A 26,559-nucleotide genomic window follows, 5' to 3' on the forward strand; every position below is an offset into this window, starting at 1 on the left:
TCGATCAAGAGGGTGCCCCGCCACCGAAATGCCTCGATGGCGGGGCACCGTCGTCCACGCGCAGTCAGGTCTGCGTGGCGAACTCCACGAAGGCCGCCCAGCCTCCAGAGGTGACAGAAAGGATCGGTCCCGTCTTATCCTTCGAGTCGCGGACATGGACGGTGCCGGGCCAGGCCGCGACCTCGACACATTCGCCGCCCTCGGCTCCGCTGTAGCTGCTCTTGTACCAAGCCAGCTCCGCAGCTGCCGTACTGGTCTCCGCGATCTTCATAGCTCTCCCAGCAACTTCTCGACAAAGGCAAGCGACTCCCGGGGCGTGAGAGCCTGCGCTCGGATGATCCCATAGCGGGCGGCGAGGGAGCGGGCCTCTTCGGGATCCGTCACGAAGGTGCTGCGTCCTTGAACTTCCAAGTACGCAACCTGCTCACCACCCTTGCGTGAGATCAGGGTGAACGGTCCGTCGACTCCCGCGTTGTCCTCTCGGTCGAGCGGCATGACCTGAATCTCTACGTTGCGCTTCTCGCCGATGAGGAGCAACTGCTCCAACTGGCCACGGATGACGCTCTTACCCCCGAAGGGGCGGCGGAGCACCGCTTCCTCGATGGCGAAGCTCATGAGCGGGGCCGGCCACCGGCTGAAGATTTCCTGCCGTGCAAGGCGTCCAACCACACGTTGCTCGATGGTCTCGTCGCTCAGGAGCGGCCGTCGCCTGGTGAGCAAAGCACGTGTGTACTCCTCTGTTTGCAGCAGGCCGGGCACGGCCTGGACGGCGTACAAATGCAGCTCAACCGCCTCCGCCTCCAACCGCGCCGCATCCCGGAAGAACGCCGGATACTGAGCCCGAGCCACTTCCTCCTTACTGGCCCGCAACACCCCGCCCGCGTTCAGCAGTTCGTCCGACTGGTCGATGAACCTTGGAGGCGGGATCCGGCGCCCCTGCTCGAACGAGGCGATCGTCGAAGCCGAGTACCCCGTCATCGCCCCGAACTCCGCTCGCTCCAGCCCGGCCCGCACCCGGAACAGTTTCAACTGATGGCCGAACACATGCAGAATGCCCGACCCGACCTCGTACTCATGCTCCGGCTGCTGTCGCTGATCGTCCACGTCCCACGCCTCCCGATACCGTCCCGCGTCGCCCCGCCTGCCCCGAACCGTCCCCACCTGCGGATCGGCCAACGCGTCTCCCTGGAGCCGGTAACGCCCCGCTCCGCGTACAGCCCCCGCGCCGACGCGTACAACACAGACCCGTCGGCGCATCTCTCCTGGTCAACGGTATGCACGCGCCGAGATCGTTTACTGCCTGAACCCAGCAGTTCCCCCAGAAGTGCGCAGCGAGGAACGTGAGGTGCGTATCGCCCAGCTTGTTCCTGGACAAGCACGTGATCCAGGCCCTCAGAGCCAATGTGGCTTCACGTTCCCGGCAGGGTTGGCATGCCGGTGCTCTGCAGATCCAAGCGGCGTGTTCGGGCTCGTCCCTGATCGCTCAGGTGGTCTTGGCGATGTTGTCCGCTCCGAGCAGCCGCAGCCTGCCGATGGTCACGTTCCGCGAAGCGGCCAGAGCCCGCGGAGCGCTGCCGGTGCGGACAGTGGAGGCGTCCTCGGCGAACACCACATCGCCCTACGCGGGCAGCGCAGGGAACACGACCACCGAGCCGTCCTTGTCACGGGCGATATCAATCGCCACGTCTGTTGCCCGGCTGTCGACCATGGCGCCGTCGCCCAGCTTGTGAATCCGGTGTGTCGCGCGCATCAGGCGATCGACCTCACCGGTCGTGAAGACGGGCCGCAGACTCTGCGGGCGGGCCAGCTCCAGCGCAGACAGGCGTGCCAGGACACCGGCGATGCTCGACTGCAGTGTGTCGAGGCGCTGATGGTCCGCCTTGAGTGTGCGTGCGAAGTTCTCGAACAAGTTGGCAGGGTCGCTCTGAGCGTGCTCGACGGCCTGCAGGACGATGACCCGCTGCTTCAGCGCGATGGCCAGGGCGGCGAGTTCGAGGTGGGCGCGGAACGTGCCGCCCTGGTCGTCGAGGCCGGGGAACGACTTGGCCAGCGTGCCGATCTCGACGGCCTCGCCGTCGGGCAGCTTATCGAGTGCGCTCTGCCACCGGGCGAGGCGGCGATCAGCTTTGCCCAGCGCCGTGTTGATGGCGTGCACTGCCGAGTCCAGTCCCAGCGAGGCGCCGAGCTTGCCCTGGTCGAGCAGAATGGCGGTGGCCTTGTCGATGGCATCGCGGCAGCCGTCGAGTTCGCTGTGCTCGTCCTCGAGCTTCTGTTCGTGCAGTTGCTCCAGCAGTTCCGTGATGTGCTCGATAGCCTGCTGGCGCTTGTAGTCGGCGTGTGCGCTCACCCCTACCGCAACGGCCATGAGCACGAGCGGCGCGGCCACGGTGAGCGCCGCGCTGCCGGTGGCCGCGACGCCGGCCGTTGCACCGGCTCCACCGACTGCCCCTGCTGTTGCCACTTTACCGACCGGCACGAACGTCGCACCGGCCGCGATTCTGCCTGTCGAGTCCATGAGTGCACCGTGGATGCCACCGGCCACCGCTTTCGACCGCATCGAGCAAACGATGCCCTGACCGACCTGGGCGGCAACCTTCGCCGGAACCACCATGCGAAACAGGCCTTCGCCGGCAGCGGTCGCCGTCGCCGCCACAGAGGAACTGCGCGCTGACTGCGTGATGAGCTGTGACAGGTGCTGCGCCAAGGGGCTCACGGCATCGAGGGGGATACCTCGGCTGCGATCGAGCTTGTCGGGCAGCGGATGTACCTCAAGTGTGGCGATCGGTGTATCGGCCAGACCGGCCAGCACGCCGCGCAGTTCAGCCAAGCGTTCAGCCGTCATCGGCCCGTCTCCGGCCACTGTGGGCACCTGGACGTCGCCGGTCGCCAGCGTCCACACCGGAACGATCGCCTTGCGGTAATTAATCATCGTCTCCCCCTCGTTTCCCCACAACAGCCTACGGCTGACGTGGGACAGGAACGGCACAAACCTCGTGCCTGTCACCTGCGGGCGCCGCATCCCGGTGAACTGACGATCTGACGCCTTCCCGGAGCTTGCAGCCGTTCTGATCCAGAGCCCGTTGCCCCGAAAATGAGTGGGCTCGAGGAGGCGAAGCAATGCTTGGTCAAGCTCCGTCCCTGACGAGTGCCCGCCTCCCGTCGCCGCCGACGGCACAGCGGGCGCCGACCCGAGGTCGCATATTCGCCAATGCCCTCTGCGCACAGCGCGCGGAGCTGTCTAGGGTGATCGTTCCTGGCGGACCGGAACGAGGGGGCGGGCCGTATGGCGGCGAGCAGTGAGCGGCGGCGCAGGGCGGAGATCGTGCACTACTGGCGGGCAGTGGAGATGTTCAGCCCGCAGAAGGTGGAGAAGGCTTCGCCGCCGAGAGGCATGTACCCCGTGGAGTCCGGGCGCCCTCTACCGTGGGAAGAGGGGCATCCCGTACGGCGGCGGAGCCCGGGCCGGAACATGGTCAGGCAGCACACCGTCTACTGCGGCGTGTACCCGGTCGCATCCGTCCGCGATGTCCTGCTCGATGTCTTCGGTGGCAGCGAGGAGGACCACGACGGTCGCGTGGACGGTGACAGTGCCCTGCTGGCCTTCGAGGTCACGGACGAGGGGCTACTGGTCCAGGATTCCATCACCTTCTCCGCGTGCGCCTGGGCGACGGGGCGCAGCCGTAAGCCTGGCCCCGGAGCCCAAGGCTGGCTCGACGGCTTCGAGACGGAGGCCGACGCGTGCGAAGGCGTCGTGCTGGGCGTCGGAGACGGCAAGGTGGCGATCGCGGACACGGCGGCAGGGCGGCGGCAGCGACCCTTCGCAGGGTTGCTGTGCGAGATCACGGTCGGCGCGGTTGGCGGTGCCCTGAACGCCGCGCTCGGACCGGTGCTCGGCGACCTGGCGGTCGGTGCTGTCACTGGTGCCGTCGAGGCCGTGGCCAACGGCGGCGCCAGACGTTCTGCCAGGCGCCAGGACGAGGGTTCGTTGGACGAAAGCCCGTTGGACGAAAGCCCGTTGGACGAGGGCGCAGCCGATGCCGCGGACGACGACGAAGGCCCGCCCCGACTCGGCGAGAAGCCTCTGACCGTACGGGACCTGTCGGCCGTCACCCGCTGGGTCGCAGAGCAGTTCGGCGTGACCGACGACCTGCGGCCGGAGACGATTCGGGTCCAGTGCAAGTCCGTATCCCGGCGGAAGGCCGGCCGGTCGGGCGGGTCTGACTTCCTGAACAGCTTCATCGCGGCGGACCTCGACCTCGTCGCGGGCAGCCTCGGCAAGGATGAGCCGGGGCCTGCGCTGCGGGACTATCTGACCGACTCGACCGCGCTGCGCGGCCGTGCGCGCGTCGACCTCAAGCACGAGCCCGGAGCGGTACTCGACGGCGTGCAGCCGGCCGATTTCCCACTCGGGCGATGGCCGGCGAAGACGGAGCACCCGCTGGTGCTGAGCCAGCAGTTCGCAGTGAACCGGATCGTGGAGCAACTCGCCGACACCGACGGCCTGTACGCGGTGAACGGTCCGCCCGGTACGGGCAAGACCACACAGCTCCGAGACCTCATCGCCTCTGTGCTGGTCATGAGGGCGGAGAAGCTGTCCGAACTTCGGCGGCCCGAAGACGCGTTCACCGGCCAGCCGCACCGCTGGAGCACCGGCACCTACCAGCGGTCCGTTGCCTCGCTCAAGCCGGTGCTGACAGGTTTCGAGATGGTGATCGCGTCGGCCAACAACGGTGCCGTCGAGAACGTCTCCAACGAGATCCCGGCACTCGAATCCGTTGCGGCAGAGTGGCGGGAGGCGGCGTCCTTCTTCCCGGAACAGGGTCGCCTTCTTCTCGAGGGCGCACCGTCTTGGGGAACCCTCGCAGCAAAGCTAGGCAACAAAGGGAACCGTTCGGATTTCCGCAACAAGTACTGGTTCGGCCCGCCGCGCGAGGAGCGGGCCGAGCGTGGCGAAGGCATGCGGGACGTCCTGAAGGCGGCTGCTTCGCGCGGTTTCGACCTGATGTGGTGGCGGGACTCCGTCATTCGTTTCCGGGATGCACGGCAGACGGTCCAGACCCTGCGGGACCAGCGGCAGCGAGCGTATGAGGCACTCCTGGACTTCAGCGGTTCGGACGCGGCCGTCACCACAGCGCAGCAGGCGGTTCGCAGCGCTCAGAGGGACGTGGACGCACTTCGACAGCCGGCTGTGGACGCTCGTGCGGCTCGCGGCAGGGCGCAGAGGGACCTTGCGGGCCCTGCCGGCCGGAGGACGGAGCACCGTCGGCACCGTCCCGGCCTGACCGCAGGCATCTTCACCCTCGGCGCGGCGCAGCGCGACTGGCAGACGGAGGACCAACTGCTGGCCGCAGCGGAGCAGACAGCTCGGGCCGCGTACGAGGCACACACGCAGGCGGCCGCCGCGTACGACCGGGCCGAAGCTGCCCACAGGGGTGTCCTCGATGAAGCCAGGCGGGGGCTCCAAGCGGCGGAAGGGCACCACGCACAACTCCGGGCCACCTTGGGGACAGCCCTCGAACGCTGGGACACTTTCATTCCGGGCCAAGAAGAGCGCGGCGAGCGGACAGAGGAGGACGCCAGAGAGCTCTCCTCGCCCTGGTCCGATCCGGAGTTCACCCGAGCCCGCACCCGGCTTTTTCTCGCCGCGATGGATCTGCACCGTGCGTTCATCGAAGGTGCGGCCGACAGGATGCGCAAGAACTTGGACGCCGCGATGGACGTCCTCTGTGGCGACGCTCCCAAGACCCTGAAGCCGGAGGTGGTGCTGGCGGCCTGGCAGAGCCTCTTCCTCGCTCTGCCCGTCGTCTCCACCACGTTCGCCTCACTGGACCGGATGTTCACCGGTCTGGGGCCCCGGTCACTGGGCTGGATGCTGATCGACGAGGCCGGCCAGGCGACCGCCCAGATGCCGGTGGGTGCTTTGTGGCGGGCGCGCAGGGGCGTCATCGTGGGCGATCCGCTGCAACTGGAGCCAGTCGTCACGCTGCCGCACACGGGGCAGCAGGCACTCCGTCGCACCTTCGGTGTGGCCGAGGAGTGGGAACCGTCCCGCACCTCGGCACAGCGCGTCGCGGACCGGTTGAACACCTACGGCACCTGGCTGCCCGCGCCCGACGGCTCGGAGGATGACCGGGTGTGGGTGGGGTCGCCTCTGCGCGTGCACCGACGCTGCGACGACCCGATGTTCACGATCAGCAACGAGATCGCCTACGACGGGCTCATGGTGCACGGGGTGCACCGGGACGACGACTACGCCGTGGCCCGGCGTGGCGTGTGGTGGCCCGTGAACGGCGGGCGCGCATCGCAGGGAAAGTGGTCGCCGGAGGAGGGAGATTGCGCGAACGTCATCGTGCACCGGCTGGTCGATCAGGGCCTCGACCCGGAGCGCGAACTCTTCGTCATCAGCCCGTTCCGGGATGTCGTGGCCGGACTCCGTCGCAGCCTGTGCCAGGTCGTTCCGCGCGACAGGGTGGGCACTGTGCATACGACCCAGGGGAAGGAAGCCGATGTAGTGCTGCTGGTTCTCGGCGCGGGTGGGGAGAAGGCAGGCCCGCGCGTCTGGGCTGCCTCCGCACCGAACCTGCTGAACGTCGCGGTGAGCCGTGCGCGTCGGCGGCTGTTCGTCGTGGGCGACCACGACGCATGGCGCGGACACCAGCACTTCGACGTACTCGCACGTCAGCTGCCGTGCATGTCGGAGGCCGAGCAGGCGGCCATGCGGGATCTCGCCCCCGCGGTGCTTGGTGAAGGGTGCCGCTGCCGATAGGTAAGGGCGTAGCCCGTGTACAGCCCGAGCGCTCATGCGTACAGCCCGTTCTCGTCCACGCGTCTGCCCTGGTCAGCAGTGCGTCGTGGGCGAGAACGTCTTCGTCATGAGCCGAGTGACTACCCCAGCGGTGCCGGTCCAGCAACCGGTAGCACCAGTACGCGAATTCGCCATGCAATTCACCTCCACTCCACGCGGCGCCCGGCTCGCTCGGCGCCTTGTCTCGCACCGGCTCGATGAGTGGGGCCACCCCTACGACTCCACTCCCAACGAGACCCTCACCCTGATCGCCGCCGAGCTGGCAGCGAACGCCGTCCGTCACGGCCACGTGTCCGGACGCGACTTCCACGTGAGACTCACTGAGTGCGTATCCGATGCAACGACGGTTCTCCGCATCGAGGTTGCTGACACTCGCACTGAGAGGTGCCCTTCCGCTGAGACACCCAGCGCCCCGGCCACCGACGAGGAGACGGGTCGTGGCCTGTTTCTCGTCTCGCAGCTCGCGGACCGCTGGTGCGTGGCGCCGCGCGTCGGAGCCCCAGGCAAGAGCGTATGGGCGGAACTCGAACTCCATCACCGGTCAGCTGCAGGCGCTCGACCCGGCCTCCGTAACGACTACGTCCTCAAGCCGGACGGACAGTGACTGATCGCGTCGTGGGTCCCACAGCCATACGCGGTCCCCGGATGTCCCGAAGGTGAGCAGAGGGCGTGTGGTGGCGAGCGGGCCGTTGAAGACGGGGATCTCCTTGGACACGGGCTTGACACAAACGATTCGGCCCTGGACTCCGTAGTACGCCGCCGGGGTCTCGCCGGAAGCCGCAGCCGTGCGTGCTCGGTTTGCGGCCGCTTCAGTTGCGGCGAGTCCAGCGGTCAGGGAGATCCCGATGACGAAGAGGCTCATGAGCGGAACGCCGATCCGGACCATGCCCCGTGCGTGGACCCACTGGTGGTAGTGGCGCATCCATCCGGCCATTGCCACCACCACTACCGCGAGCCCGAGTGCGATTCCGATGGGCTTCAGCGAGGCCGCGTAGGACCAGTACACCGAGACCTGGATGGCGTCGGAGGGGACGCCGAACCCGGCTTTGAGGTACATCGTGTGCAGTAGGCCACCGAACCAGGGCAGGCTGAGGGCGAGCGCGGGGACGAGTGCCGGTACGGCCCAGTTTGCGTTGCGGCTGAACCAGGAGTGAACCAGGGCGTACCCCAGTCCGTAGAGGATCAGGGCACAGAGAGCCACCCCGAGCACCGCGAACGCCGTCATGCGTGCCACTTGCGCTGGAGGACCGGGCATGTTGAGGGCCAACGACAGGCCGGCCACGGTCATCGGGGCGACAACCGCAGTGCCCCAGACCAGGGTGACGGCAAGAGGCCGGTCCTCCCTCCGGTTGGTGATCTCATGGCCCATGGGCCACACAAGAGCGCACGCCACGAGCAGCGGCACCAGCACGAACAGGCCATGCGCGGCCGCAGCGGCGAACCCGCAGGCCAACGCCACGCCCAGGCCCGCTACCACGGGGCCTGCCAGGCGCCATGCCGACACCGGAGTCGGCGGTGGTGCGTCGGGGTCCCGGCCTTCCATGCCCATAGGGATGCGTAGTTGGAGACCTTGCGGGTCGTGCGGGCGCCCGGTGAGTGTTCCGCGCTCCAGACGCCGTTCGAGCGCTTCGACGGAAGGGCGGCCGGTCTGCTTGAGAATACGGACGGTGGAGATCACGCCGAGCGAGGTGCGCAGGGCTGCGACCCAGGCTCGAGGGCTTGGGGAATCCGAGGGGGCGGAGGTCTCCGGGAGTCGGCGGTGGGCGTGGAACACGGAACGGTAGTCGTGGGCCAGGTCGTGTTCGATGAGGAATGCATCCACCACCCATATGCCCGCCTGGTGGCGGCGAGCCAGGTTCTCGATCTCGGAAACTGCCGCCTGCACTGCGCCGAAGCGCGCACCGTGCAGCCGGACTTCGACCAGCCGCCCGACACGGCCCGGGCCGAGCGATGCCGAGGCGTCCGCGCTGTCGTTGCGGGGAAGCCATGGCCGTACCGACCACCCGCGCCCCTCCAGGAGCTGCGCCGCGAGACTCGTCTCGTCCGGGCTGTCGACGACCGCGACCAGAACCTCGATCCGGCGATTGAAGGGTTCGGCGGCAGACGGAGCCACCTCCGCAGGTCCGCCAGAACCGCCCGGATCACCGGAATCGGCGGACTCAGGTCGTTGACCCGGAACCGCCCTTCCGGCCTGTCGCCGGGTGGCCGTCCGCACCGTTCGTAACATGCTGCCCTCTCCGTTCCGTTGCTGCTCTCGCACGACATCAGCGCCCTTGCCCCGGGGCGTGCGTAGTTGGCCGAGATAGCTCTCTCGTATCACGGCCAAGCCTGGAACCATGCGCTCATTGCCCCCGGGGAGTATGAGCGGGGCCAACGAGGGGAAACACAGAGCACCATGGCGTTCAAGGATGATCCGGCGGAGAGCGCGAGCGGAACCGAGACCGGGACCGATGCCGGGAGCGGGCGCGGGCGCGGGATCTTCGACTGCGACGGAGCCCATCAGAGCCCTCGAAAGAACGACTACGAGCGGGTCTTCCAGAGCGGGATGGTCGTCCTCGACACCAATGTGCTGCTCAACCTCTACCGATCCAACGCCCGTACCCGGCAGGACACCCTGGCCGTGCTCACCAAGCTGCGGGACCGGCTCTGGGTGCCGCACCAGGTGCTCACCGAGTTCTGGCGCAACCGTGAACAGAAGTCCGTCCGCCACCACCACAGCACCAAGGCCAAGGAAACCTCGGCGGCTCTGGAGCGGGTGCGGCGGTCCGCGAGTGACGCCGTCGAGCGGTGGGTCAAGGACGTACGTCTCAAGCACGACGAAGGTGTCACTCAGCGGATCAACGAGAGTCTGTCAGCACTCACCGAGACCGTGGAGGAACTGCAGGGGATCATCGACGGTCAGGCCGAGCGCGATGCACTGGAGGGCACGGCCGAGACCCACAGCGACCCCGTGCTCGTAGAACTGGAGCCCCTCCTGTCGGGCCGCATCGGAGAGCCTCTGCCGACCGACGAGTACGACAAGGCTGTCCAGGCGGCTCAGAAACGCGCCGACGAGGAAATCCCGCCTGGTTACGAGGACTTCAAGACCAAGCCGGCCGAGCGGGCCGCCGGTGACTACCTGCTGTGGTTGCAGTTGCTGCAGGAGGCTCAGCGGCGCACCTGTGATGTGCTGCTGGTGACCGGGGACATCAAGAAGGACTGGTGGCAGCAGCGAGACGGTGATATCCCGGCGCGGCCAAGGGCCGAGCTGGCGGTGGAGCTGAGGGAGCAGGCAGGCGTCCGCCTCTACATGCTGACTCCGGCGGAGCTGCTCACCTGGGCCGAGCAGTTGCTCGACGGCCTCCACGTCGACAAGGACTCGGTGGACGACCTGGAGCAGCTGCGCGGAGCGGACCGGGACGACGACGAGTTGGAAGCGGGCTGGAGCAAGCAGTCGCTGGACGCCTTCATCGAGCAGCTTGTCCTGCGCTATCCGGCGCATGCCAAGGTGATCGTCGCCGCTGCTGCGAACGGAGGGTTCGTGGACAGGGACACGGTGTACGACCTCGCGGGCTACCCGCCGGACCGGCAGCTCAAGGGGTTCACCCGGCCGGTCAGCACCGTGGCACGCGAGCTTGAGGACCTGGGGGTGCTGAGCGGAGAGGAGCCGTTCCTCCTGCACACCATCTACGGATCAGTGACGGAACCGTCCTGGGCCACCGGATTCCGTATCCCGGACGAGACGATCCCATTGCTTCGTGAGTCCTTCGAGAACGGGCAACTCTGGCCGGTCTTCTCCAAGGGTGATGCTGAGTCCGCTGAGGAAGACAAGGCATCGGAGCGCGGCGAATCGTAGGCCATCGGCGCCGCTCTGCGGCCGGTTCGCGCCCTTGTCCCTGCCTTCTGCCCATGTCACACAGGTGGGGAGTGCCGGGCGACAGGGGAGAGCATGAACAGTGGCGCGGTGTGGAACGGCAAGGGGGCGAGTCCCTCTGCATGGGCTCAGAAGCGCTTCGGCACACAGGCCGACGGTCTCGTTGCGGGTGTACCGAAGCGACTGACGCGAGCACATCAGCGGGCGCGGGCCGTTCATGCCGAGGCGAATCTCAAGAAGCGCGGACCGTACGGACATGTCCTGGCCGAAGCGGTACGTGAGGAGCTGGCCGAGGAGGCTGTTGCGCTCGGCGGCACGGTCCGTGAGCTGCGAGGCTACGCCTACGCGGTGATCAATGGGCACGCCCTGTTTCCGTTCCGGTACGCCGACCGTGCGGTCCCACTCGATCGTGCGCGGTTGCGGGCCGATGTGTCGCCCCAGCGCAGGCGCATGCTGACCGCCCACGGGCCCGAGGCGCCGGAGGGCCTCTTCCCGCTGGACGACATTCTCACCACGGACGAGTACGTGGAACTCCACGAGGCTTTCGAAGAGCTCGGGCGCACCACGAAGCTCGTCTCCGTGTTCTTCACCTCCGCGTGTGAGGACGGTATTCACGCGATCCACTGGGGAGACGCGCACCTCGACGGAGACCGGACGTTCATCTGGTCGCACGTCGAGCCGCTGACCCCGGAGAGGAGGTGACTCGAAGAGCCTTTTGCTGATGTTTCCATCTCTTGGCTGGTATGCCGTGTGAGCTGGCAAGATAGGGGCGAGATGCGCGCAGCGCGGAATATGTGAACCGCCGAGTGAGGGAACGAGAGTCACCGATGCCCACGAATGAGCTCTTCCTGCGGGATGTCATCGACATCAAGGAAGACGTCCATGCCGGCGATTTCAAGGTGGAGCTCACCGGTGGCTTCACCGAGACCGATGCCCGGGTCGCCGAATACGTGGTCACCGACCAGCTCAAGGCGGCCTTCGGCAAGGCTCTCGGGATCGTGCGAGCCGCTGCTCGCGGTGGCAACTCGCACTCCGCCTACCTCCACGGCTCGTTCGGGTCGGGTAAGAGCCACTTCCTGACCGTGCTGCACGCCGTGCTCAACAACGTGCCGGCTGCCCGTGCCAAGCCGAAGCTCCAGGAGGTCATTGCCGAACACGACGACTGGCTGAGGGGCAAGCGGTTCCTGATGGTGCCGTACCACCTTGTCGGCTCGACCGACCTGGACTCGGCACTCCTTGGCGGGTACGTCGCCGAGGTGCGACGGCTCCACCCCGATGCGTCTGTCCCGCCCGTCTATCGAGCGGACTCCATGCTCGCCGACGCCGAGAGGTTTCGCAGGGCGATCGGTGACGCAGCTTTCGCGGAGTTGCTGCCTGTGACCGGTGGCGCGTCCGAAGTGGTCGAGGACGATCTGGATGTGATCGACGGTGCCACCACGCAGTGGACACCGGCCGAACTGCACCGGGCCTTCTCCGCGCTCGCCGGTGATCCTCTGCGGGATCGGCTGGTCTCCGCACTGCTGACCGGGCCGATGTCTTCGTACGCCGAGGGCGCCCGTGGCGATGCCCACGCGTTCCTGCCGCTGGAGAACGGTCTTGCTGTGATCAGCCGGCACGCCAAGTCGCTCGGCTACGACGGCATCATTCTCTTCCTTGATGAGCTGATCCTCTGGCTTCAGGCACACATGTCGAACCGCGAGAAGGTGAACTCAGAGGTCAGCAAATTGGTCAAGCTGATCGAGTCGGGGGACAGCGCGCGGCCGGTACCCATCGTTTCGCTCATCTCCCGACAGCGCGATCTTTCCCAGCTCGTCGGTGCCGATGTAGTGGGCGCTGATGTGAAAAATCTGGAGCAGCAGGTCGAGTACCTTGCTGGACGCTTCGACGTGATCAGCCTTGAAGACCGCAATCTGCCGGAGATCATCAAGGAGCGAATTCTCAAGCCCAAGGATCAGCTCGCCCGGGCCGCCCTCGATGACGCCTTCGCGACCATCGAGTCGAGCAACTCGCAGGTCAAGGATGTTCTGCTCGACGCCCACGGTGCGACACATGCTGATTGGTCAGATTTTCGCGCGGTATATCCCCTTTCGCCTGCATTGCTCAACGTTCTCGTGGCGCTCTCCGGCGCCCTGCAGCGCGAACGCACCGGTCTGAAGCTGCTGCAGGAGATGCTTCGGAGGCGGCGCGCGGATATCAAGCTGGGCGAACTGATTCCGCTCGGTGATCTGTGGGACGTGCTCTCGGACGGTACCGGGGAAGCCTTCACCGACCGGCTCAAGAACGAGGCCGAGGCCGCGCACACCTTCCACGCCAAGGTCCGGGCGCATCTCCTGGAGAAGTACGGCTCCGAGCAGAGCGAAAAGTTCATCGCCGACGACAGGTTCGTCAAGACCCTGCTTCTTGCCGCGCTCGCCCCCGATGTTCCGGCGCTCAAGAGGCTCACCGGCGGGCGGATCGCCGCGCTGAACCACGGCTCGATCCGCTCGCGTACGGTCGCCCCCGGCTCGCTCGTGGTGACCCGACTGCGGGAATTGCAGGCCGAGTTCGGTGAAATCCGTGCCGATGGCGACCAGGACCCCGTGTTCACCCTCCACCTCTCCGACCTGGACATTGAGCCGCTGCTCGACATGGTCGCCGACGAGGACAGGACCGGAGCCCGGCGTATCTGGGTCAAGGATCAGCTGTGGAAGGCGCTCGGACTCAAGGATTCCGGAGCCTTCGTGTGCGAGCACGAACTCGTGTGGCAGGGAACGAAGCGCACCGCCGAGTTCGTCTTCGAAAACGTCCGCGACACCGCGCAGCTGTCCGCCGACCAGTTCCGCCCAGGCGTGGACGGGCGGGTGCGGTTCATTCTGGACTACCCGTTCGACGACGGTCAGCATTACCCGAATGACGATGCGCAGCGCGTGGAGGCGCTTCGGTCCGAAGGGCTTATGGCTCCGACGCTGGTCTGGCTGCCCTCGTTCTTCTCCGAGCAGAAGAGCGCCCAGCTCGGACGGCTGATCAAGATCAACTATCTGTTGGAGCGGGACCGGCTCGACGACTACGCAGGCCACCTCCACTCCGACGACCGGGTGCGGGTGCGTCACCAGCTCGCCGCCCAGCGCGACACCCTCACATCGCAGCTCACCGCGACGCTCGCTCAGCTGTACGGCATCGCGAAGGTGGACGAGAACAGCGTCTCCGCGGAGGTGAGCGAGGGCAAGCACATCCTGTCCCTGCTGCCTGAGTACGCGAGGCCGCAACTGCAGGGCGGCAAGTCCTTCCAGGACAATCTGCAGCACCTGGCCGACGGTGTCTTTCGCGCTCTTTACCCCAAGCACCCCGACTTCAGCAGGACCGGAGACCGCAAGGCTGTCAGCCTCGGAGAGCTGAAGACGGCACTGACCTGGATCACCCGTGCCATGGACGACGGCGGCCGCCGCATCGAGGTCGACAGCCACCATCTCAAGATCGTCAAGCGAATCGTCGAACCGCTGGAACTCGGCCAGGTTCACGACGGCCCGCTGGTTCTGCGCAACGACTGGCGTGCGCGCATCAACCAGGCCGCCCACCAGCACCGCCCCGGGGTCGAGGACCTGACGGCCGAGGAGGTCCGTACCTGGATTGCTGAGGATCTCGGCTGGACCGGCCTCGACAAGAACACCAGCAGCCTGATCATCGCGACCTACGCACTGCTCGACGACCGTGCCTGGACCTACCACGGCAGCCCGCTGCCCCAGCCGCCCGAGCTGGAGCGCATCGGCGCCGGCTACGGGCTGCGAGCACAGCAGTTGCCGACCGATGAGGAATACGCGACCGCGAGGGTGCGGGCGGCAAAGCTCTTCGGCGTGCCCGTCCAGCCGACACTGTTCGCCCGGAATGTGAACAAGCTCTTCACTGGCGTCAGTGAGAAGGTCGCGGAGTACGAGCGGCCGGTCAATGCCCTGCGCACCTCGCTGAACAGGCATGCGGAGGCACTCGGTATGGACCGGGAGACGAGCGAAAGGCTGTCTTCCGGCAAGGATGCAGCGGACCTGCTGGCCCGCCTCGGGCGTCACCGGGACGCGACCGCGCTCGTACGGGAACTGGCAGGCGCCTCCCACGACACCGGTGACGCCGTGCTCGCCACCGCGCTCACCTCGGCACCCGACGTCCTTCAGGCGCTCGACGACGCGGACTGGGCGCTGCTGGAAGGCGTGCGGGGGTTCGCGGGGCGTCAGGACAGTGTGGGGGAACGGGCCGAACGGCTGATCGCGGAGATCGCGGACGCTGCCGCGACCACTGAATTCGAGCGCTCGCTGATCCCCGTACTCGAATCGATCCGGACTAAGGCCGTTGGCCTGGTCCAGGACGCGGCACGGCTGACACAGGTGGAGACCCCCGTCGCACCGCAACCGGTGGCGGTTCCCGAACCGCCCGCTGCCGACGACGTATCCCTCACCCGGCACGGCACGCCGTCCGTTCCCTCCATCAGCACCTCCGCAACCATGAACCCCGCGCAGCCGAGCACGGGCCGCTCCCGTACGGTCAGGCTCCAGCCCAGCCACGTCGAGAACTCGCTGAACAAGGCCATTGACAACCTCTGGGACGAGATCCTGGCCTACTCGGCCGCACACCCCGGCATGGCTGTGGAAATCACGTGGCAGGTCGTCCCTGCCGAGAACAGCACCGAGAGCTCCACGGAAGACGAGGCACAGTACTGATGGCCCTCCGGCCGCTCATCGACCGGCGGATCGTCGAAGCGCTCCTCGAGACCGAGCTGCGCCGTGCCGCGGACCGCAGACTCCTTCTCGTCAACGCACGGTACGACAGCACGGCTCCGACGGAGTTCGCTGCCCGGATCGACGGCAGGCAACGGCAGGTAAGGGTCACCGACCAGGACTCAGTGCTCGGGATCGTTGCCGCCTGGCAGGAGCTCCTAGACGGCTCCGACCGCGAGCAGCTGCTCGTCGTCACCAGCGACGTACCCGCGACCGTGCTGGGCTGGGACGTTCGCGCACACGCGGTGGGGCGCCGCAGCCTCGGTGTCGACCGGGCCGAGATCGTCAAGCAGCTGTTCGGTGCCGCTGACCTCGATCCCCGGATGATCAGGGAGACGTGGCTGCTCACCGCGCTGCTGGAGGCCGAACCGGTGGACGGCTGGCCGCGCAGCGGCTCGGTTCTCACCCGGGACGCCGCGGTGCGGGCGCTGGTCGGCGAGCGGCTGGGCCTCGGACGTGGTTCCGTCGGCCACCGCCTCGAACTGGACACAAATGCTCTTCTCGCCTGGTCGCGGACGACAGCCGGTCCTGCCCGGTTCCGGGAGTTGCCGCGGGCGGAACGCGACGGCCTGACCGCCTGGCTCACCGACACCGTCGGAGCAGCCGCACCCACTCTGCTCTCCCTGGTCGCCGACGGCCGGGGGCAGGACGCGATGGCACTCGGCGTGCTGGGCTCCGTACTAAGCGCACCGGAGGCCCCTGCCGGGACGAGCTTCGCGCTCGGGGGCCTCTTCGGCTCCACTCTGCGCTCGGTGGAGGACCTGCCGAAGTTCACCGCCACTGTGATCGGCACCCTCGCCCGCTGGATCACCGAGGCGGAGGTCAGCACCCCTGCGGGCGCCGAGGCACGGCAACGTGTGTACGCCGTGCTCGACCGGGCCGACGAACTCGCCTCCGAAGCAGGGCTGGGGCAGGCGCTGCGCGTCGACCCGCTGTTGCCGTCGGGCTTCAGGGCGCGGCTGCGGGATCTCGCCGCTGCCCTCCCGGATTCCCCCAAGACGGCCGAGGCCGCTCTGGACCACGTACTGGCACACCAGCTGGCACGACTGCACCCGGCGAGCTGCGAGGCGGCGCGGATGGCAGTGAGAGTGGTGCGGTGGCTCGACGGGCCGACCCCGACGGCCGAGTCCGTCGGCCAGGCCGTCGGTGAGCAGTTCGCCCAGTGGGGGTGGACCGACCGCGCCTTGCGCGTCCTGGCGGCCGGGGACCCCATGGGCGATCCGGTTGTGGGACAGGCGTACCACCTGCTCATCGGCAGTGCACGAGCACGGCGCAGCACCCTTGACGAGCAGTTCGCCACACGGCTCGCCGGCTGGACCCGCACCGCGTCGTCCCAGGCGCCTGGGGGAGCCCTCCTGATCGAGGAGGTACTCAAGACGCTGGCCGTGCCGTTGGCGTCGACAACGAGTCCGCTGGTGCTCGTGCTGGACGGTATGAGCGCCGCGATAGCGGCCCAGCTGGGCGACGAGATCGACCGCCGGGTATGGACCGAGATCGTGCCCGCACCGCAGACTGCTGCTCCTCCGCGACGCCAAGCCGCCGTTTCCATGCTGCCCTCCGTCACCACCATCAGTCGCGTATCCCTGCTCTCGGGGGCACCGGCGAACGGCAAACAGGCCGCGGAGATCACTGGGTTCGAGGCGTTCTGGAAGCGGCATCGGCGCGTCGGCAGGCTTTTCCACAAGGGGCAGATCGGCGGTGCCGAGGGGCATCGGCTGGCCCCCGAACTGCTGGTCGCGCTCGCCGGGGACGACGTCGTCGCCGTCGTACTCAACACCATTGACGACGCTCTCGACCACGGGCAGGAAGGCGAGCGCACCAGCTGGCGGCTGAGGGACATCAGCCACCTGCTGGATCTGCTCAACGCGGCGCGCGGATACGGCCGTCCCGTCATGCTCGTGTCCGACCACGGGCATGTGCTCGATCGTTCGCCGCAGGGGCAGGGGCCCCTGAAATCGCCCGGGGCGCAGAGCGCCCGCTGGCGTACCGGTGAGGCGGGCGAAGGCGAAATCGAGCTCAGCGGCCCGCGGGTGCGAGAAGGCGGCGGCACCATCATCGCGCCATGGCGCGAGGACATCCGATACACGCCACGCAAGGCCGGCTACCACGGCGGCGCAGCGCTCGCCGAGGTGACCGTGCCCGTGATCATGCTCGTACCGTCACAGGAACTGCTGCCGTCCGGCTGGGTGGTGCTGCCGAACGAGCAGACCGTGCCCGTCTGGTGGCGGGCCGGCGACGACGCCGCGACACCATCGGTGGAGGCAGGGGAGCAGACGGTCCGCAAGGCTCGGCGCCGAGTGGAAGCCCAGGCCGGCGAGGCGCTCTTCGCCGCTGATGAGGTGACCCCGGCGACGCTGACCCTCGGTGGAAAAGTCGTCGGCTCGCAGCGTTACAAGACCCAACGGAAATTCGTACGCCGCCCGCCGGACGGCAAGGCCGTAGTCGCCGTCATCGACGCGCTGGCCGACGCCGGTGGCAAGCTCACCCCGGACGCCGTGGCCGCAGCAGCAGCCGAGGCCACCGGTCGGTCGCAGCGGAACGCGGAAGTCTTCGTCACCGTGGTGCAGCGGCTCCTGAACATCGAGGGATACGGCGTGATCAACCTGGTGGACGCGGGGCGGACCGTGGAACTCAACATCCCGCTCCTTCAGGAGCAGTTCGGAACGGAGCAGCCATGACCGGTGCACCCGAGGTCAGCGCGGCACGCCGCCGCGAAGTGGTGGACGCCCTGCGCCGCGGAACCGTACCCCAGTCCGGGCTCGATCTCTTCGCAGTCGGCCTCGACTATTTCAGTGGGGCGCTGAACGACGACATCGCGACCGTCGCACGTGGTGGCTCCGCTTTTCACGCCATCCGTGGTGAGTACGGTTCCGGCAAGACCTTCTTCGCAAGGTGGCTCGCCGAGCGGGCCAAGCGCGCGGGCCTCGCCACCACCGAGGTTCAGATCTCCGAGACCGAGACACCATTGCACCGGCTGGAAACCGTCTACCGACGGCTCACCGAGCGACTCACCACAGCCACCCATCAGCCCAGTGCCCTGCGGGCCGTGATCGACTCGTGGTTCTACACGCTGGAGGAGGAAATCCTCGACGCGGGTGAAGTGGAGGACGACGACGAGAAGGCCCTCGGGACAGCCGTCGACGCGCTCATGGAGCAGCGCCTCGCCGAGGTGGCCCGCACTACTCCCGCCTTCGCCGCAGCCCTTCGCGGTTACCGCGAAGCGCGGGCTGCCGGGGACGCGGCTACGGCCGAGGCGCTCATCGCGTGGCTCGGTGGGCAGAAGTCGGTCGCATCCTCCGCGCGGCGTGCGGCCGGTGTGCGCGGCGATCTCGACCATTTCGGTGCACTGGGCTTCCTCCAAGGGCTCCTGACCGTGCTTCGGGACTGCGGCCACCCCGGACTGCTTGTGGTGCTCGACGAGATCGAGACCTTGCAGCGCGTCCGCGGAGACGTACGCGAGAAGGGCCTCAATGCCCTGCGACAACTGCTCGACGAGATCGACACGGGCCGCTTTCCCGGCCTCTTCCTGGTGATTACGGGAACACCCGCCTTCTACGACGGACAGCAGGGCGTGCAACGACTTCCCCCGCTTGCCCAGAGACTCGCCACCGACTTCACGACCGACCCGCGATTCGACTCACCGCGCGCCGTGCAACTGCGGCTGGCCGGATTCGATCTGCCGCGGCTCGGGGAACTGGGGAGGAACGTGCGCGACTTGTACGTGGGAGCGGCCCGGAACCCCGAGCGGATCGCGGCGCGCGTTGATGACACGTACATCAGTGAACTGGCCACCGCGGTGACGGGTGGCCTCGGGGGAAAGGTCGGCGTGGCACCGCGGCTCTTCCTACGCAAGATCGTCGCCGATGTGCTCGACCGGGTCGACGAGTTCGACGAGTTCGATCCTCGGCAGCACTATGCGCTCACCGTGTCCAGCGCCGAGCTGAACGAAGTGGAGCGCAACGCGGCGGCATCGAGTGCCGACGGCATCGAACTGGAACTGCCGTGAGCCCCCTCGATGATCTGGATCCGGTCCTTGTGCACCACATCGTCAACTCTCTCGGGTGGCGCGGACTGCGTCCCCTGCAGGAGGAGTCGATCGGGCCTGTCATGGCCGGGGAGGACGCCATTCTGCTGGCTCCCACAGCAGGAGGGAAGACCGAGGCAGCCGGTTTTCCTCTGCTGTCGAGGATGACGGCGGAACGCTGGTCGGGCACGTCGGTGCTGTATGTCTGTCCGCTCAAGGCCCTGCTCAACAACCTGCTGCCGCGACTCGAGACGTACACCGGCTGGCTCGGGCGTACTGCGGCTCTCTGGCACGGGGACGTGACCGCCGGCCGGCGGAAGAGGATCCTGGCCGACCGGCCGGACGTGCTGCTCACCACACCGGAATCTCTCGAAGCGATGCTGGTCAGCGCCAACGTCGACCACAGAGCATTCTTCTCGGGTCTGCAGACGATCGTCGTGGACGAAGTCCATGCGTTCGCCGGTGACGACCGCGGGTGGCACTTGCTGGCCGTGCTGGAGAGGCTTCAGAAGACGGTGGGCCGACCCGTGCAACGCATCGGGCTCTCCGCGACCGTGGGCAATCCTGCCGAGCTGCTCCACTGGCTCCAGGGGTCAGCCGCGGGCCGCCGTTCGGCCCGTGTGGTCGCGCCGCATCTCGACGAGCCGCAGCAGCAGGGTGCGCATGCGGTGCCGGGCGATATCGAACTCGATTACGTCGGGTCGGTCGAGAACGCGGCGACTGTGATCGCTGCACTTCATCGAGGTGAGAAACGCCTCGTGTTCTGCGAATCGCGCCGCCTGGTCGAAGAGCTGGGCGAAAAGCTTCGACTGAGAGGCGTCACCACGTTTCTTTCGCACGCGTCTCTGTCCGTGGACGAGAGGCGCCGTGCGGAGCAGGCATTTGCCGAGGCGCGCGACTGTGTCATCGTTTCGACCAGCACGTTGGAACTCGGCATCGACGTGGGTGACCTGGACCGAGTGATCCAGCTCGATGCCCCTATGACGGTGGCATCCTTCCTGCAGCGTCTCGGGCGCACCGGCCGCCGCGCGGGGACGAGGCGCAACTGTCTCTTTCTCGCGCTAACCGAGGGCGGACTTCTTGCCGCAGCCGCTCTGTTGCTCCAATGGAAACGCGGCTGGGTCGAGCCCGTCGTCGCACCCCCGGAGCCCCGCCACATCGTGGCGCAACAGCTCCTCGCGCTGTGTCTCCAGGAACACCAGGTGGGCGACAAGCTGTGGCAGGAGTGGTGGAACGGCTTCGGCCCCTTCGGGCAGCCGGCCGAGCCGATCGTGCGCCATCTCGTCGAAGAGGGATACCTGGACCAGGACGGCGGCATGCTCTTCATCGGTCCCGAGGCGGAACGACGCTTTGGGCACCGGCACTTCATGAACCTCACCGCCGTCTTCACCGCGCCGCCCCAGTTCACTGTTCTACAGGGCCGCAATGAAATCGGCAGAACCGATCCCGACCTGCTCACCGAGGAGATCGAAGGGCCGCGCAAGCTGCTCCTCGCAGGGCGGAGCTGGCTCGTGACGTACATCGACTGGCATCGCAAACGCTGCTTCGTCGAGCCGACCGACAGCGGAGGGAAAGCCAAGTGGAGCGGCCTCGGCTTCGAACGTGCCACTGCGTTCGAACTTATGCGAGCCATGCGTGAGGTGCTGCTCGGGGCCGACCCGGACGTAGCCCTTTCGAAGCGTGCCGTCACGGCGCTCGCCGAGGCGCGGGACCACTTCATGGATGTTGTGCACCCGGGCGGCACACTCATCACTCGTGCTTCCGGCGGGCAGGTGCGCTGGTGGACCTGGGCGGGTCACCGGGCCAATGCCACGCTCGCTGCGACGCTCGGCACCGTTGTTGCGCCCGCCCAGCGGGTGAACGACTGCTGGATTCGGCTACGGGAGGACGTGGACCGGCAGCACTGGAAGCAGGCCGTGGCCGATGTGTCGGACCAGCTCTGCCTGCCCGAGGTCGACGAACGGGCCGTAAAGGGGCTGAAGTTCGGTGATGCGCTGCCGCCTCGCCTTGCGCAGGCGACTCTGGCGACGAGGTTCTCCGACCTCGAGGGTGCACGGGCCGTCCTGGAAGAGCCGGTCAGATTTGTCACCCTGACACCTTCCTGACGTCACGCTCATCGGCGGATACGGTCCGCCCCCGGTACCTGTTCGGTACCGGGGGCGGACCACCGGGGCAGTCGTGCAAGCGAGAGGGTCAGCGCAGCTGCTCGTACGCCGGCAGGGTCAGGAAGTCCGCGTAGTCCTGGTCCAGGGAGACCTGGAGCAGGAGGTCGTGGGCCTGCTGCCACTTGCCCGCAGTGAACGTCTCCTCGCCGATCTCGGCGCGGATCGCGGTCAGTTCCTCGGCGGCGACCTTGCGGGCCAGGTCCGCCGTGGCGTGCTCGCCGTTCTCGAAGATCACGTCCGCGTTGATCCACTGCCAGATCTGCGAGCGCGAGATCTCGGCGGTGGCCGCGTCCTCCATCAGGTTGAAGATGGCGACGGCGCCCATGCCGCGCAGCCATGCCTCGATGTAGCGGATGCCGACGGCGACGGCGTTCTGCAGGCCCTCGTACGTGGGCTTGGCGTCCAGCGTGTCGATGGCGATCAGGTCGCCGGGCGCCACGGAGACGTCCTCGCGCAGGCGTTCCTTCTGGTTCGGCTTCTTGCCGAGGACCGCGTCGAAGGAGGCCATGGCGATCGGGACGAGGTCGGGGTGGGCGACCCAGGAGCCGTCGAAGCCGTCGGCCGCCTCGCGGTCCTTGTCCGCCTTGACCTTCTCGAAGGCGACCTTGTTGACCTCGGCGTCGCGGCGCGAGGGGATGAAGGCCGCCATGCCGCCGATCGCGTGGGCGCCGCGCTTGTGGCACGTGCGGACCAGGAGTTCGGTGTAGGCGCGCATGAACGGGGCCGTCATCGTGACGAGGTTGCGGTCGGGCAGTACGAACTTGGCGCCGCCGTCACGGAAGTTCTTGACGATGGAGAAGAGGTAGTCCCAGCGGCCCGCGTTCAGCCCGGAGGCGTGGTCGCGGAGCTCGTACAGGATCTCCTCCATCTCGTACGCCGCGGTGATCGTCTCGATCAGGACGGTCGCGCGGACCGTGCCCTGCGGGATGCCGACGTAGTCCTGGGCGAAGACGAAGATGTCGTTCCAGAGGCGGGCCTCCAGGTGCGACTCCGTCTTCGGGAGGTAGAAGTACGGGCCCTTGCCGAGCTCGATCAGGCGCTGGGCGTTGTGGAAGAAGTAGAGGCCGAAGTCGACCAGCGCGCCGGGCACCGGGGTGCCCTCGACCTGGAGGTGACGCTCGTTCAGGTGCCAGCCGCGGGGGCGCATGACGACCGTCGCGAGCTCGGCTGCGGGCTTGAGGGCGTAGGACTTGCCCGAGCCGGGGTCGGTGAAGTCGATCGTACGGTTGTAGGCGGCGGTCAGATTGAGCTGGCCGAGGATCACGTTCTCCCACGTGGGGGCGGACGCGTCCTCGAAGTCGGCGAGCCAGACCCTGGCGCCCGAGTTCAGGGCGTTGATGGTCATCTTGCGGTCGGTCGGACCGGTGATCTCCACCCGGCGGTCGTTGAGCGCGGCCGGGGCCGGCGCGACCTTCCAGGAGTCGTCCTCGCGGATCTGTGCGGTCTCCGGGAGGAAGTCGAGAGTGGAGGTGCGGGCGATCTCGGCACGGCGCTCGCCCCGGCGGGCGAGCAGCTCGTCACGGCGGGGCGTGAACTGCCGGTGCAGTTCGGCCACGAACGCGAGGGCCGCGGGGGTCAGGACCTCATCCTGCCGGGGCAGGGGCTCGGCATCGACAATGGCCAGCGTGGACGGCGCTGGTGCGGACATGAGCTGTCACTCCTTCAGCGGGCGGTGCGAGCGGCCTCTCACGGCCGCCGGGTCGCCAGAAATGGCACGGCGTGCCAGGGCTCCGAGATACGGCAATGGGCGCCGTCTGGGGTTCAGAGGGCTTCTGACCAGTGGATAGTAGTTTCCTCATGGTGGAAGTTCAATGGTTTGTTGATGTCGAGATTCTCCGGGTCGACAGATGTGGGCGGCTGCTGGCGCAGCGTGCCAGGGCCGCCACGGTCCGTTCGTCCGAGTCATTCGAGGTGCGTCAGATCCTCCACCGTGTCGATGTCGTACGCCTGAGCCACATCGGAACACTCGACGAGCGTGATCGCATCGCGATGCGCCCGCAGATACGTCCGCGCCCCCTGATCACCGACCGCGGCCCCCGCGATGTCCGCCCAGCGCTCGGCGCCGAACAGCACCGGATGGCCGCGTTCCCCGTCGTACGAGGCCGCGACGAGGCTCGACCGCGAGCGGTACGCCGACCGCACCCGGGACACCGCATCCGCCCCGATGCCCGGCTGGTCGACCAGGAGGACGAGCGCCGCGTCCGCGCCGGTGGCGGAGAGCGAATCGAGGCCGGCCCTGAGCGAGGAGCCCATGCCCTGTTCCCACCTCGGGTTGACGGTCACCGTGCACCCGGAGAGGTTGGACCGGGACCGCACCTCTTCGGCCGCCGCGCCAAGCACCACATGGACCGGGTCGCAGCCCCCGTCGCGCAGCACTCGTACGGCGTGCTCGACCAGTGGACGGCCGCGGTGTTCCAGGAGCGCCTTCGGCCGGCCGCCGAGCCGACGGCCGCCACCTGCGGCAAGCAGGAGACCGGCGATCACCGGGTTCTCTGATGGAGGAGACATGCGCCCTGGATACCACCGCGCCGTTCGCACAGGCGAAAGACACGTCACCCGCAGGGGTAACCATGAATTCTGTCCACGGAGTGGCGCACGCCACCTTCGATGGCGTTAACTTGCGGACAACCCCGGGCACTTGACCACGGTCCGGGGTCTGGTCGAAACACCGGCACAAAGGCGTGCGAGGGGGAGTGCTTTGTTGCGAAGCGTGGGGCAGAAGCGGGTGGCCGGAAGCGGTGAGGACCCGAGAGTGACGGAGTTGCGTACGGCCGTCTCCAGGCTCCGCCGTGAACTGGCCGGACATCCCGCGGAGTTCCCGGACCGCGGGATCGCCGAGGACGAGCTGGCGGCGCTGGACGCCATGGCGATCAGCGGTGCCCCGGAGATTCCCAGGCTGCGCCGCTCGCTGCTGCTGATCGCGGGGGCGATCGGCTCGGTCAGCGCACTGGCTCCCGGGCTCCGGGAGGTACGGATCGCGGTGGACCTGTTCGGGGAGCCGCCGCGCCGCTGAACCGCGTACAAGCCGCTGAACCGCGTACAAGCTGAACCACGTACAAGGGGGAGCGTCAGCGGCGGATCAGGCGCCGTGCCGTCGCCGTCGCGACCGCCGAGGTGCGCGAATCCACACCCAGCTTGGCGTAGATGTGCACCAGGTGGGACTTCACCGTCGCCTGGCTCAGGAACAGCCGCTTGCTGATCTGCTGGTTCGACAGGCCCTCTCCCACGAGCTGGAGCACTTCCAGCTCACGCTTGGTCAGTGCCTCCGAAGGCGTCCGCATCCGGTCCATCAGCCGGTGGGCGACCGCCGGGGCCAGCGCCGAGCGGCCGGCCGCCGCCGTACGGACCGCGGCGGCCAGTTCCTCCGGCGGCGCGTCCTTGAGCAGATAGCCGCTCGCGCCCGCCTCCACCGCCGCCAGGATGTCGGCGTCGGAGTCGTACGTGGTGAGGATCAGCACCCGGGGCGCGTCCGGTGCCGCGGTGATCGCGGCCGTCGCCTCCGAGCCGTGCATGCCCGCGCCGAACTGGAGGTCCATCAGGACCACGTCGAACGCGCCGGTCGCGGCAAGGGCCACGGCCTCCTCGGCGGTCGCCGCCTCCGCCGCGACCCGGAAATCCGGTTCCGTGTCGAGTACGGCGCGCAGCCCCGCCCGTACGACCGGATGGTCGTCGGCCAGCAACAGGCTGATCGGCGTGTTCACGCGGCGTCCTCCGTGGGGTGCGGGAGCGGCATGGTCACCGCGACCGCGGTGCCCTGGCCCGGGGCGGACTCGACACTCAGGGTGCCGCCCAGCGAACGGGCCCTGGACCGCATCGCGGGCAGTCCGAAACCACCGTTGCCGGAGGCCGGGCCGGACCGGGCGCCCGGTTCGAAGCCGCAGCCGTCGTCCACGACGTCCAGCGACACCGAGGTGTCCATGAAGCTGAGGGTGATCTCCGCCCGCCCCGCCCCGGCGTGCTGCACGGCGTTGGCCAGCGCCGACTGTGCGGTACGGAGCAACGCCACCTCGTACGGAGTGGGCAGCTCCACCGGGGTGCCGCTGACCGCGAACTGCACGGTGAGGGCGGGGGACGTGGTGCGGGCGCGGAGGCGTTCCAGAGCGGCGGCCAGCGAGCCGTGCTCCAGGTCGGGCGGGGTCAGGGCGCGTACGAAACGGCGGGCCTCGGCCAGATTGTCCTGGGCGGCCTCGCGGGCCTGGCGGACATGGGCGGTGGCGGTGCCGTCGGCGGGCAGCGAGCGCTCGGCCGCCCGCAGCAGCAGCTGAATGCTGGAGAGGCCCTGCGCCAGGGTGTCGTGGATCTCGCGGGCCAGCCGTTCCCTTTCGGCGAGCGTCCCAGCGGTGCGTTCCGCGACGGCCAGTTCCTCCCGGGTGGCGACCAGTTCCTCGATCAGCTCGCGGCGCCGCTCGCTCTCCCGGAACAGCGCGTCGTACCCGAGCACCGTCGCCACCGCCACGGCCGCGCCGAGCAGCGGACCGATGAACGTGCCGGGCGTGACCTCCTGGCCATGCAGTACGAAACTGGTGATCGCGGCAGCCGCGGTCGCCACCACGGCCGGCAGCGCCCAACGCATCGGCAGCAGATGCAACTGGAGGAAGTAGAGCGGGAACGCCACCCACAGGGCGTCGGGCGAGAGCGCGAGCAGCGCAAGCCAGACCGCGCCGAGCGCGCCCAGCCAGACGGCCGCGGCCCGGTTCTGCGGCTGGACGGCGGGGGTCAGGGCGCCTGCGGCGTAGACCGCTGCCATCACACCCGTCATGACGAGGACCGCCGTGCCGCGCGCGGCGCCGTCACTGACCGCGCGCACCGCGACGAGCGCCAGCAGCCCCACCAGCAGGGCGTGCAGGCAGAGCCGCAGCGTGGCGGTGACAGGTGTGTGCGAACGCGAATCCATGGTCCGTCCAGCGTAGACGCGGCGGCCGGATCGCAGGTCAATCGAAAGGTTGAGGTCGGGCCCCTCCGCCGCGCGA

18 protein-coding genes are annotated in these 26,559 nt (G+C 68.1%); 9 read left to right on the forward strand and 9 right to left on the reverse strand.

Going from position 1 to position 26,559, the window contains the following annotated elements; all coding sequences use genetic code 11:
* Positions 1–64 precede the first annotated feature (64 nt).
* The 4 genes from ACWGO0_RS11875 to ACWGO0_RS11890 form a co-directional block, all read right to left on the reverse strand.
* Entirely contained in the window at positions 65–271 is a 207-nt protein-coding gene (locus ACWGO0_RS11875; protein WP_453531855.1) for a DUF397 domain-containing protein, read from the reverse strand.
* Positions 268–1,104 carry a helix-turn-helix domain-containing protein gene (locus ACWGO0_RS11880; RefSeq protein WP_453531858.1) on the reverse strand — a complete coding sequence of 279 codons (837 nt, stop codon included), beginning with the start codon at positions 1,102–1,104 and terminating at the stop codon, positions 268–270. Before ACWGO0_RS11880 ends, ACWGO0_RS11875 begins: the two co-directional genes overlap by 4 nt.
* A gap of 379 nt (positions 1,105–1,483) precedes the next feature.
* A complete protein-coding gene (locus ACWGO0_RS11885; protein ID WP_453531861.1) occupies positions 1,484–1,609 on the reverse strand; it encodes a hypothetical protein in 126 nt (41 codons plus the stop codon).
* Positions 1,610–1,618: 9 nt separating this feature from the next.
* Positions 1,619–2,929, reverse strand: coding sequence for a hypothetical protein (locus ACWGO0_RS11890; RefSeq protein ID WP_453531864.1), 1,311 nt, complete (start codon positions 2,927–2,929; stop codon positions 1,619–1,621).
* Positions 2,930–3,283: 354 nt separating this feature from the next.
* Between ACWGO0_RS11890 and ACWGO0_RS11895 the strand changes: the two genes are divergently transcribed.
* Positions 3,284–6,766 (forward strand): DEAD/DEAH box helicase, encoded by a 3,483-nt coding sequence (locus ACWGO0_RS11895; protein WP_453531867.1) that lies wholly within the window; start codon positions 3,284–3,286, stop codon positions 6,764–6,766.
* A gap of 172 nt (positions 6,767–6,938) precedes the next feature.
* Positions 6,939–7,409 (forward strand): ATP-binding protein, encoded by a 471-nt coding sequence (locus tag ACWGO0_RS11900; RefSeq protein WP_453532038.1) that lies wholly within the window; start codon positions 6,939–6,941, stop codon positions 7,407–7,409.
* On the opposite strand, the gene ACWGO0_RS11905 is transcribed toward ACWGO0_RS11900, so the two are convergent.
* The gene (locus tag ACWGO0_RS11905) at positions 7,347–8,918 is read right to left on the reverse strand and encodes a hypothetical protein (RefSeq protein WP_453531870.1); all 1,572 of its coding nucleotides are present in this window, start codon (positions 8,916–8,918) and stop codon (positions 7,347–7,349) included. The two genes, ACWGO0_RS11900 and ACWGO0_RS11905, sit on opposite strands and share 63 nt — an antisense overlap.
* Positions 8,919–9,200: 282 nt before the next feature.
* Between ACWGO0_RS11905 and ACWGO0_RS11910 the strand changes: the two genes are divergently transcribed.
* The 6 genes from ACWGO0_RS11910 (at position 9,201) to ACWGO0_RS11935 (ending at position 21,529) form a co-directional block, all read left to right on the forward strand.
* Positions 9,201–10,640 carry a PIN-like domain-containing protein gene (locus ACWGO0_RS11910; protein WP_453531874.1) on the forward strand — a complete coding sequence of 480 codons (1,440 nt, stop codon included), beginning with the start codon at positions 9,201–9,203 and terminating at the stop codon, positions 10,638–10,640.
* Between the two features lie 93 nt (positions 10,641–10,733).
* Positions 10,734–11,360 (forward strand): hypothetical protein, encoded by a 627-nt coding sequence (locus tag ACWGO0_RS11915; RefSeq protein WP_453531877.1) that lies wholly within the window; start codon positions 10,734–10,736, stop codon positions 11,358–11,360.
* A 125-nt stretch (positions 11,361–11,485) separates the two neighbouring features.
* Positions 11,486–15,343: a PglY protein gene (locus ACWGO0_RS11920; RefSeq protein ID WP_453531880.1), complete on the forward strand. Its 3,858-nt coding sequence runs from the start codon at positions 11,486–11,488 to the stop codon at positions 15,341–15,343.
* Positions 15,343–18,078 carry a BREX-2 system phosphatase PglZ gene (pglZ, locus tag ACWGO0_RS11925; protein WP_453531883.1) on the forward strand — a complete coding sequence of 912 codons (2,736 nt, stop codon included), beginning with the start codon at positions 15,343–15,345 and terminating at the stop codon, positions 18,076–18,078. The genes ACWGO0_RS11920 and pglZ overlap by 1 nt, the downstream gene beginning before the upstream one ends.
* Positions 18,075–19,406: a BREX system ATP-binding protein BrxD gene (gene brxD / locus ACWGO0_RS11930; protein WP_453531886.1), complete on the forward strand. Its 1,332-nt coding sequence runs from the start codon at positions 18,075–18,077 to the stop codon at positions 19,404–19,406. The genes pglZ and brxD overlap by 4 nt, the downstream gene beginning before the upstream one ends.
* The gene (locus ACWGO0_RS11935) at positions 19,403–21,529 is read left to right on the forward strand and encodes a DEAD/DEAH box helicase (protein ID WP_453531889.1); all 2,127 of its coding nucleotides are present in this window, start codon (positions 19,403–19,405) and stop codon (positions 21,527–21,529) included. The genes brxD and ACWGO0_RS11935 overlap by 4 nt, the downstream gene beginning before the upstream one ends.
* An 88-nt stretch (positions 21,530–21,617) precedes the next feature.
* Here the strand turns inward: ACWGO0_RS11935 and aceB are convergent, their stop codons facing one another.
* Both aceB and ACWGO0_RS11945 read right to left on the reverse strand, forming a co-directional pair.
* Positions 21,618–23,237 (reverse strand): malate synthase A, encoded by a 1,620-nt coding sequence (aceB, locus tag ACWGO0_RS11940; RefSeq protein WP_453531892.1) that lies wholly within the window; start codon positions 23,235–23,237, stop codon positions 21,618–21,620.
* Between the two features lie 254 nt (positions 23,238–23,491).
* Positions 23,492–24,097: a nucleotidyltransferase family protein gene (locus ACWGO0_RS11945; protein ID WP_453531895.1), complete on the reverse strand. Its 606-nt coding sequence runs from the start codon at positions 24,095–24,097 to the stop codon at positions 23,492–23,494.
* A gap of 190 nt (positions 24,098–24,287) precedes the next feature.
* Here ACWGO0_RS11945 and ACWGO0_RS11950 point away from each other — a divergent pair, with 190 nt between their 5' ends.
* Positions 24,288–24,602: a DUF5955 family protein gene (locus ACWGO0_RS11950; RefSeq protein ID WP_453531898.1), complete on the forward strand. Its 315-nt coding sequence runs from the start codon at positions 24,288–24,290 to the stop codon at positions 24,600–24,602.
* A 55-nt stretch (positions 24,603–24,657) separates the two neighbouring features.
* Here ACWGO0_RS11950 and ACWGO0_RS11955 read toward each other — a convergent pair whose 3' ends face one another.
* Together ACWGO0_RS11955 and ACWGO0_RS11960 are read right to left on the reverse strand one after the other, a co-directional pair.
* Positions 24,658–25,290: a response regulator gene (locus tag ACWGO0_RS11955; protein WP_453531901.1), complete on the reverse strand. Its 633-nt coding sequence runs from the start codon at positions 25,288–25,290 to the stop codon at positions 24,658–24,660.
* Positions 25,287–26,483, reverse strand: coding sequence for a sensor histidine kinase (locus ACWGO0_RS11960; RefSeq protein ID WP_453531904.1), 1,197 nt, complete (start codon positions 26,481–26,483; stop codon positions 25,287–25,289). Before ACWGO0_RS11960 ends, ACWGO0_RS11955 begins: the two co-directional genes overlap by 4 nt.
* Positions 26,484–26,559: the final 76 nt, after the last annotated feature.

This window comes from Streptomyces sp. NPDC055749, assembly GCF_053617235.1.

Coding starts and splice junctions, on each gene's coding strand:
- ACWGO0_RS11915 (WP_453531877.1), top strand. CDS start 10,734: ATGAACAGTGGCGCGGTGTGGAACGGCAAGGGGGCGAGTCCCTCTGCA.
- ACWGO0_RS11945 (WP_453531895.1), bottom strand. CDS start 24,097: ATGTCTCCTCCATCAGAGAACCCGGTGATCGCCGGTCTCCTGCTTGCC.
- ACWGO0_RS11920 (WP_453531880.1), top strand. CDS start 11,486: ATGCCCACGAATGAGCTCTTCCTGCGGGATGTCATCGACATCAAGGAA.
- ACWGO0_RS11960 (WP_453531904.1), bottom strand. CDS start 26,483: ATGGATTCGCGTTCGCACACACCTGTCACCGCCACGCTGCGGCTCTGC.
- ACWGO0_RS11875 (WP_453531855.1), bottom strand. CDS start 271: ATGAAGATCGCGGAGACCAGTACGGCAGCTGCGGAGCTGGCTTGGTAC.
- ACWGO0_RS11900 (WP_453532038.1), top strand. CDS start 6,939: ATGCAATTCACCTCCACTCCACGCGGCGCCCGGCTCGCTCGGCGCCTT.
- ACWGO0_RS11895 (WP_453531867.1), top strand. CDS start 3,284: ATGGCGGCGAGCAGTGAGCGGCGGCGCAGGGCGGAGATCGTGCACTAC.
- brxD (WP_453531886.1), top strand. CDS start 18,075: ATGACCGGTGCACCCGAGGTCAGCGCGGCACGCCGCCGCGAAGTGGTG.
- aceB (WP_453531892.1), bottom strand. CDS start 23,237: ATGTCCGCACCAGCGCCGTCCACGCTGGCCATTGTCGATGCCGAGCCC.
- pglZ (WP_453531883.1), top strand. CDS start 15,343: ATGGCCCTCCGGCCGCTCATCGACCGGCGGATCGTCGAAGCGCTCCTC.
- ACWGO0_RS11910 (WP_453531874.1), top strand. CDS start 9,201: ATGGCGTTCAAGGATGATCCGGCGGAGAGCGCGAGCGGAACCGAGACC.
- ACWGO0_RS11890 (WP_453531864.1), bottom strand. CDS start 2,929: ATGATTAATTACCGCAAGGCGATCGTTCCGGTGTGGACGCTGGCGACC.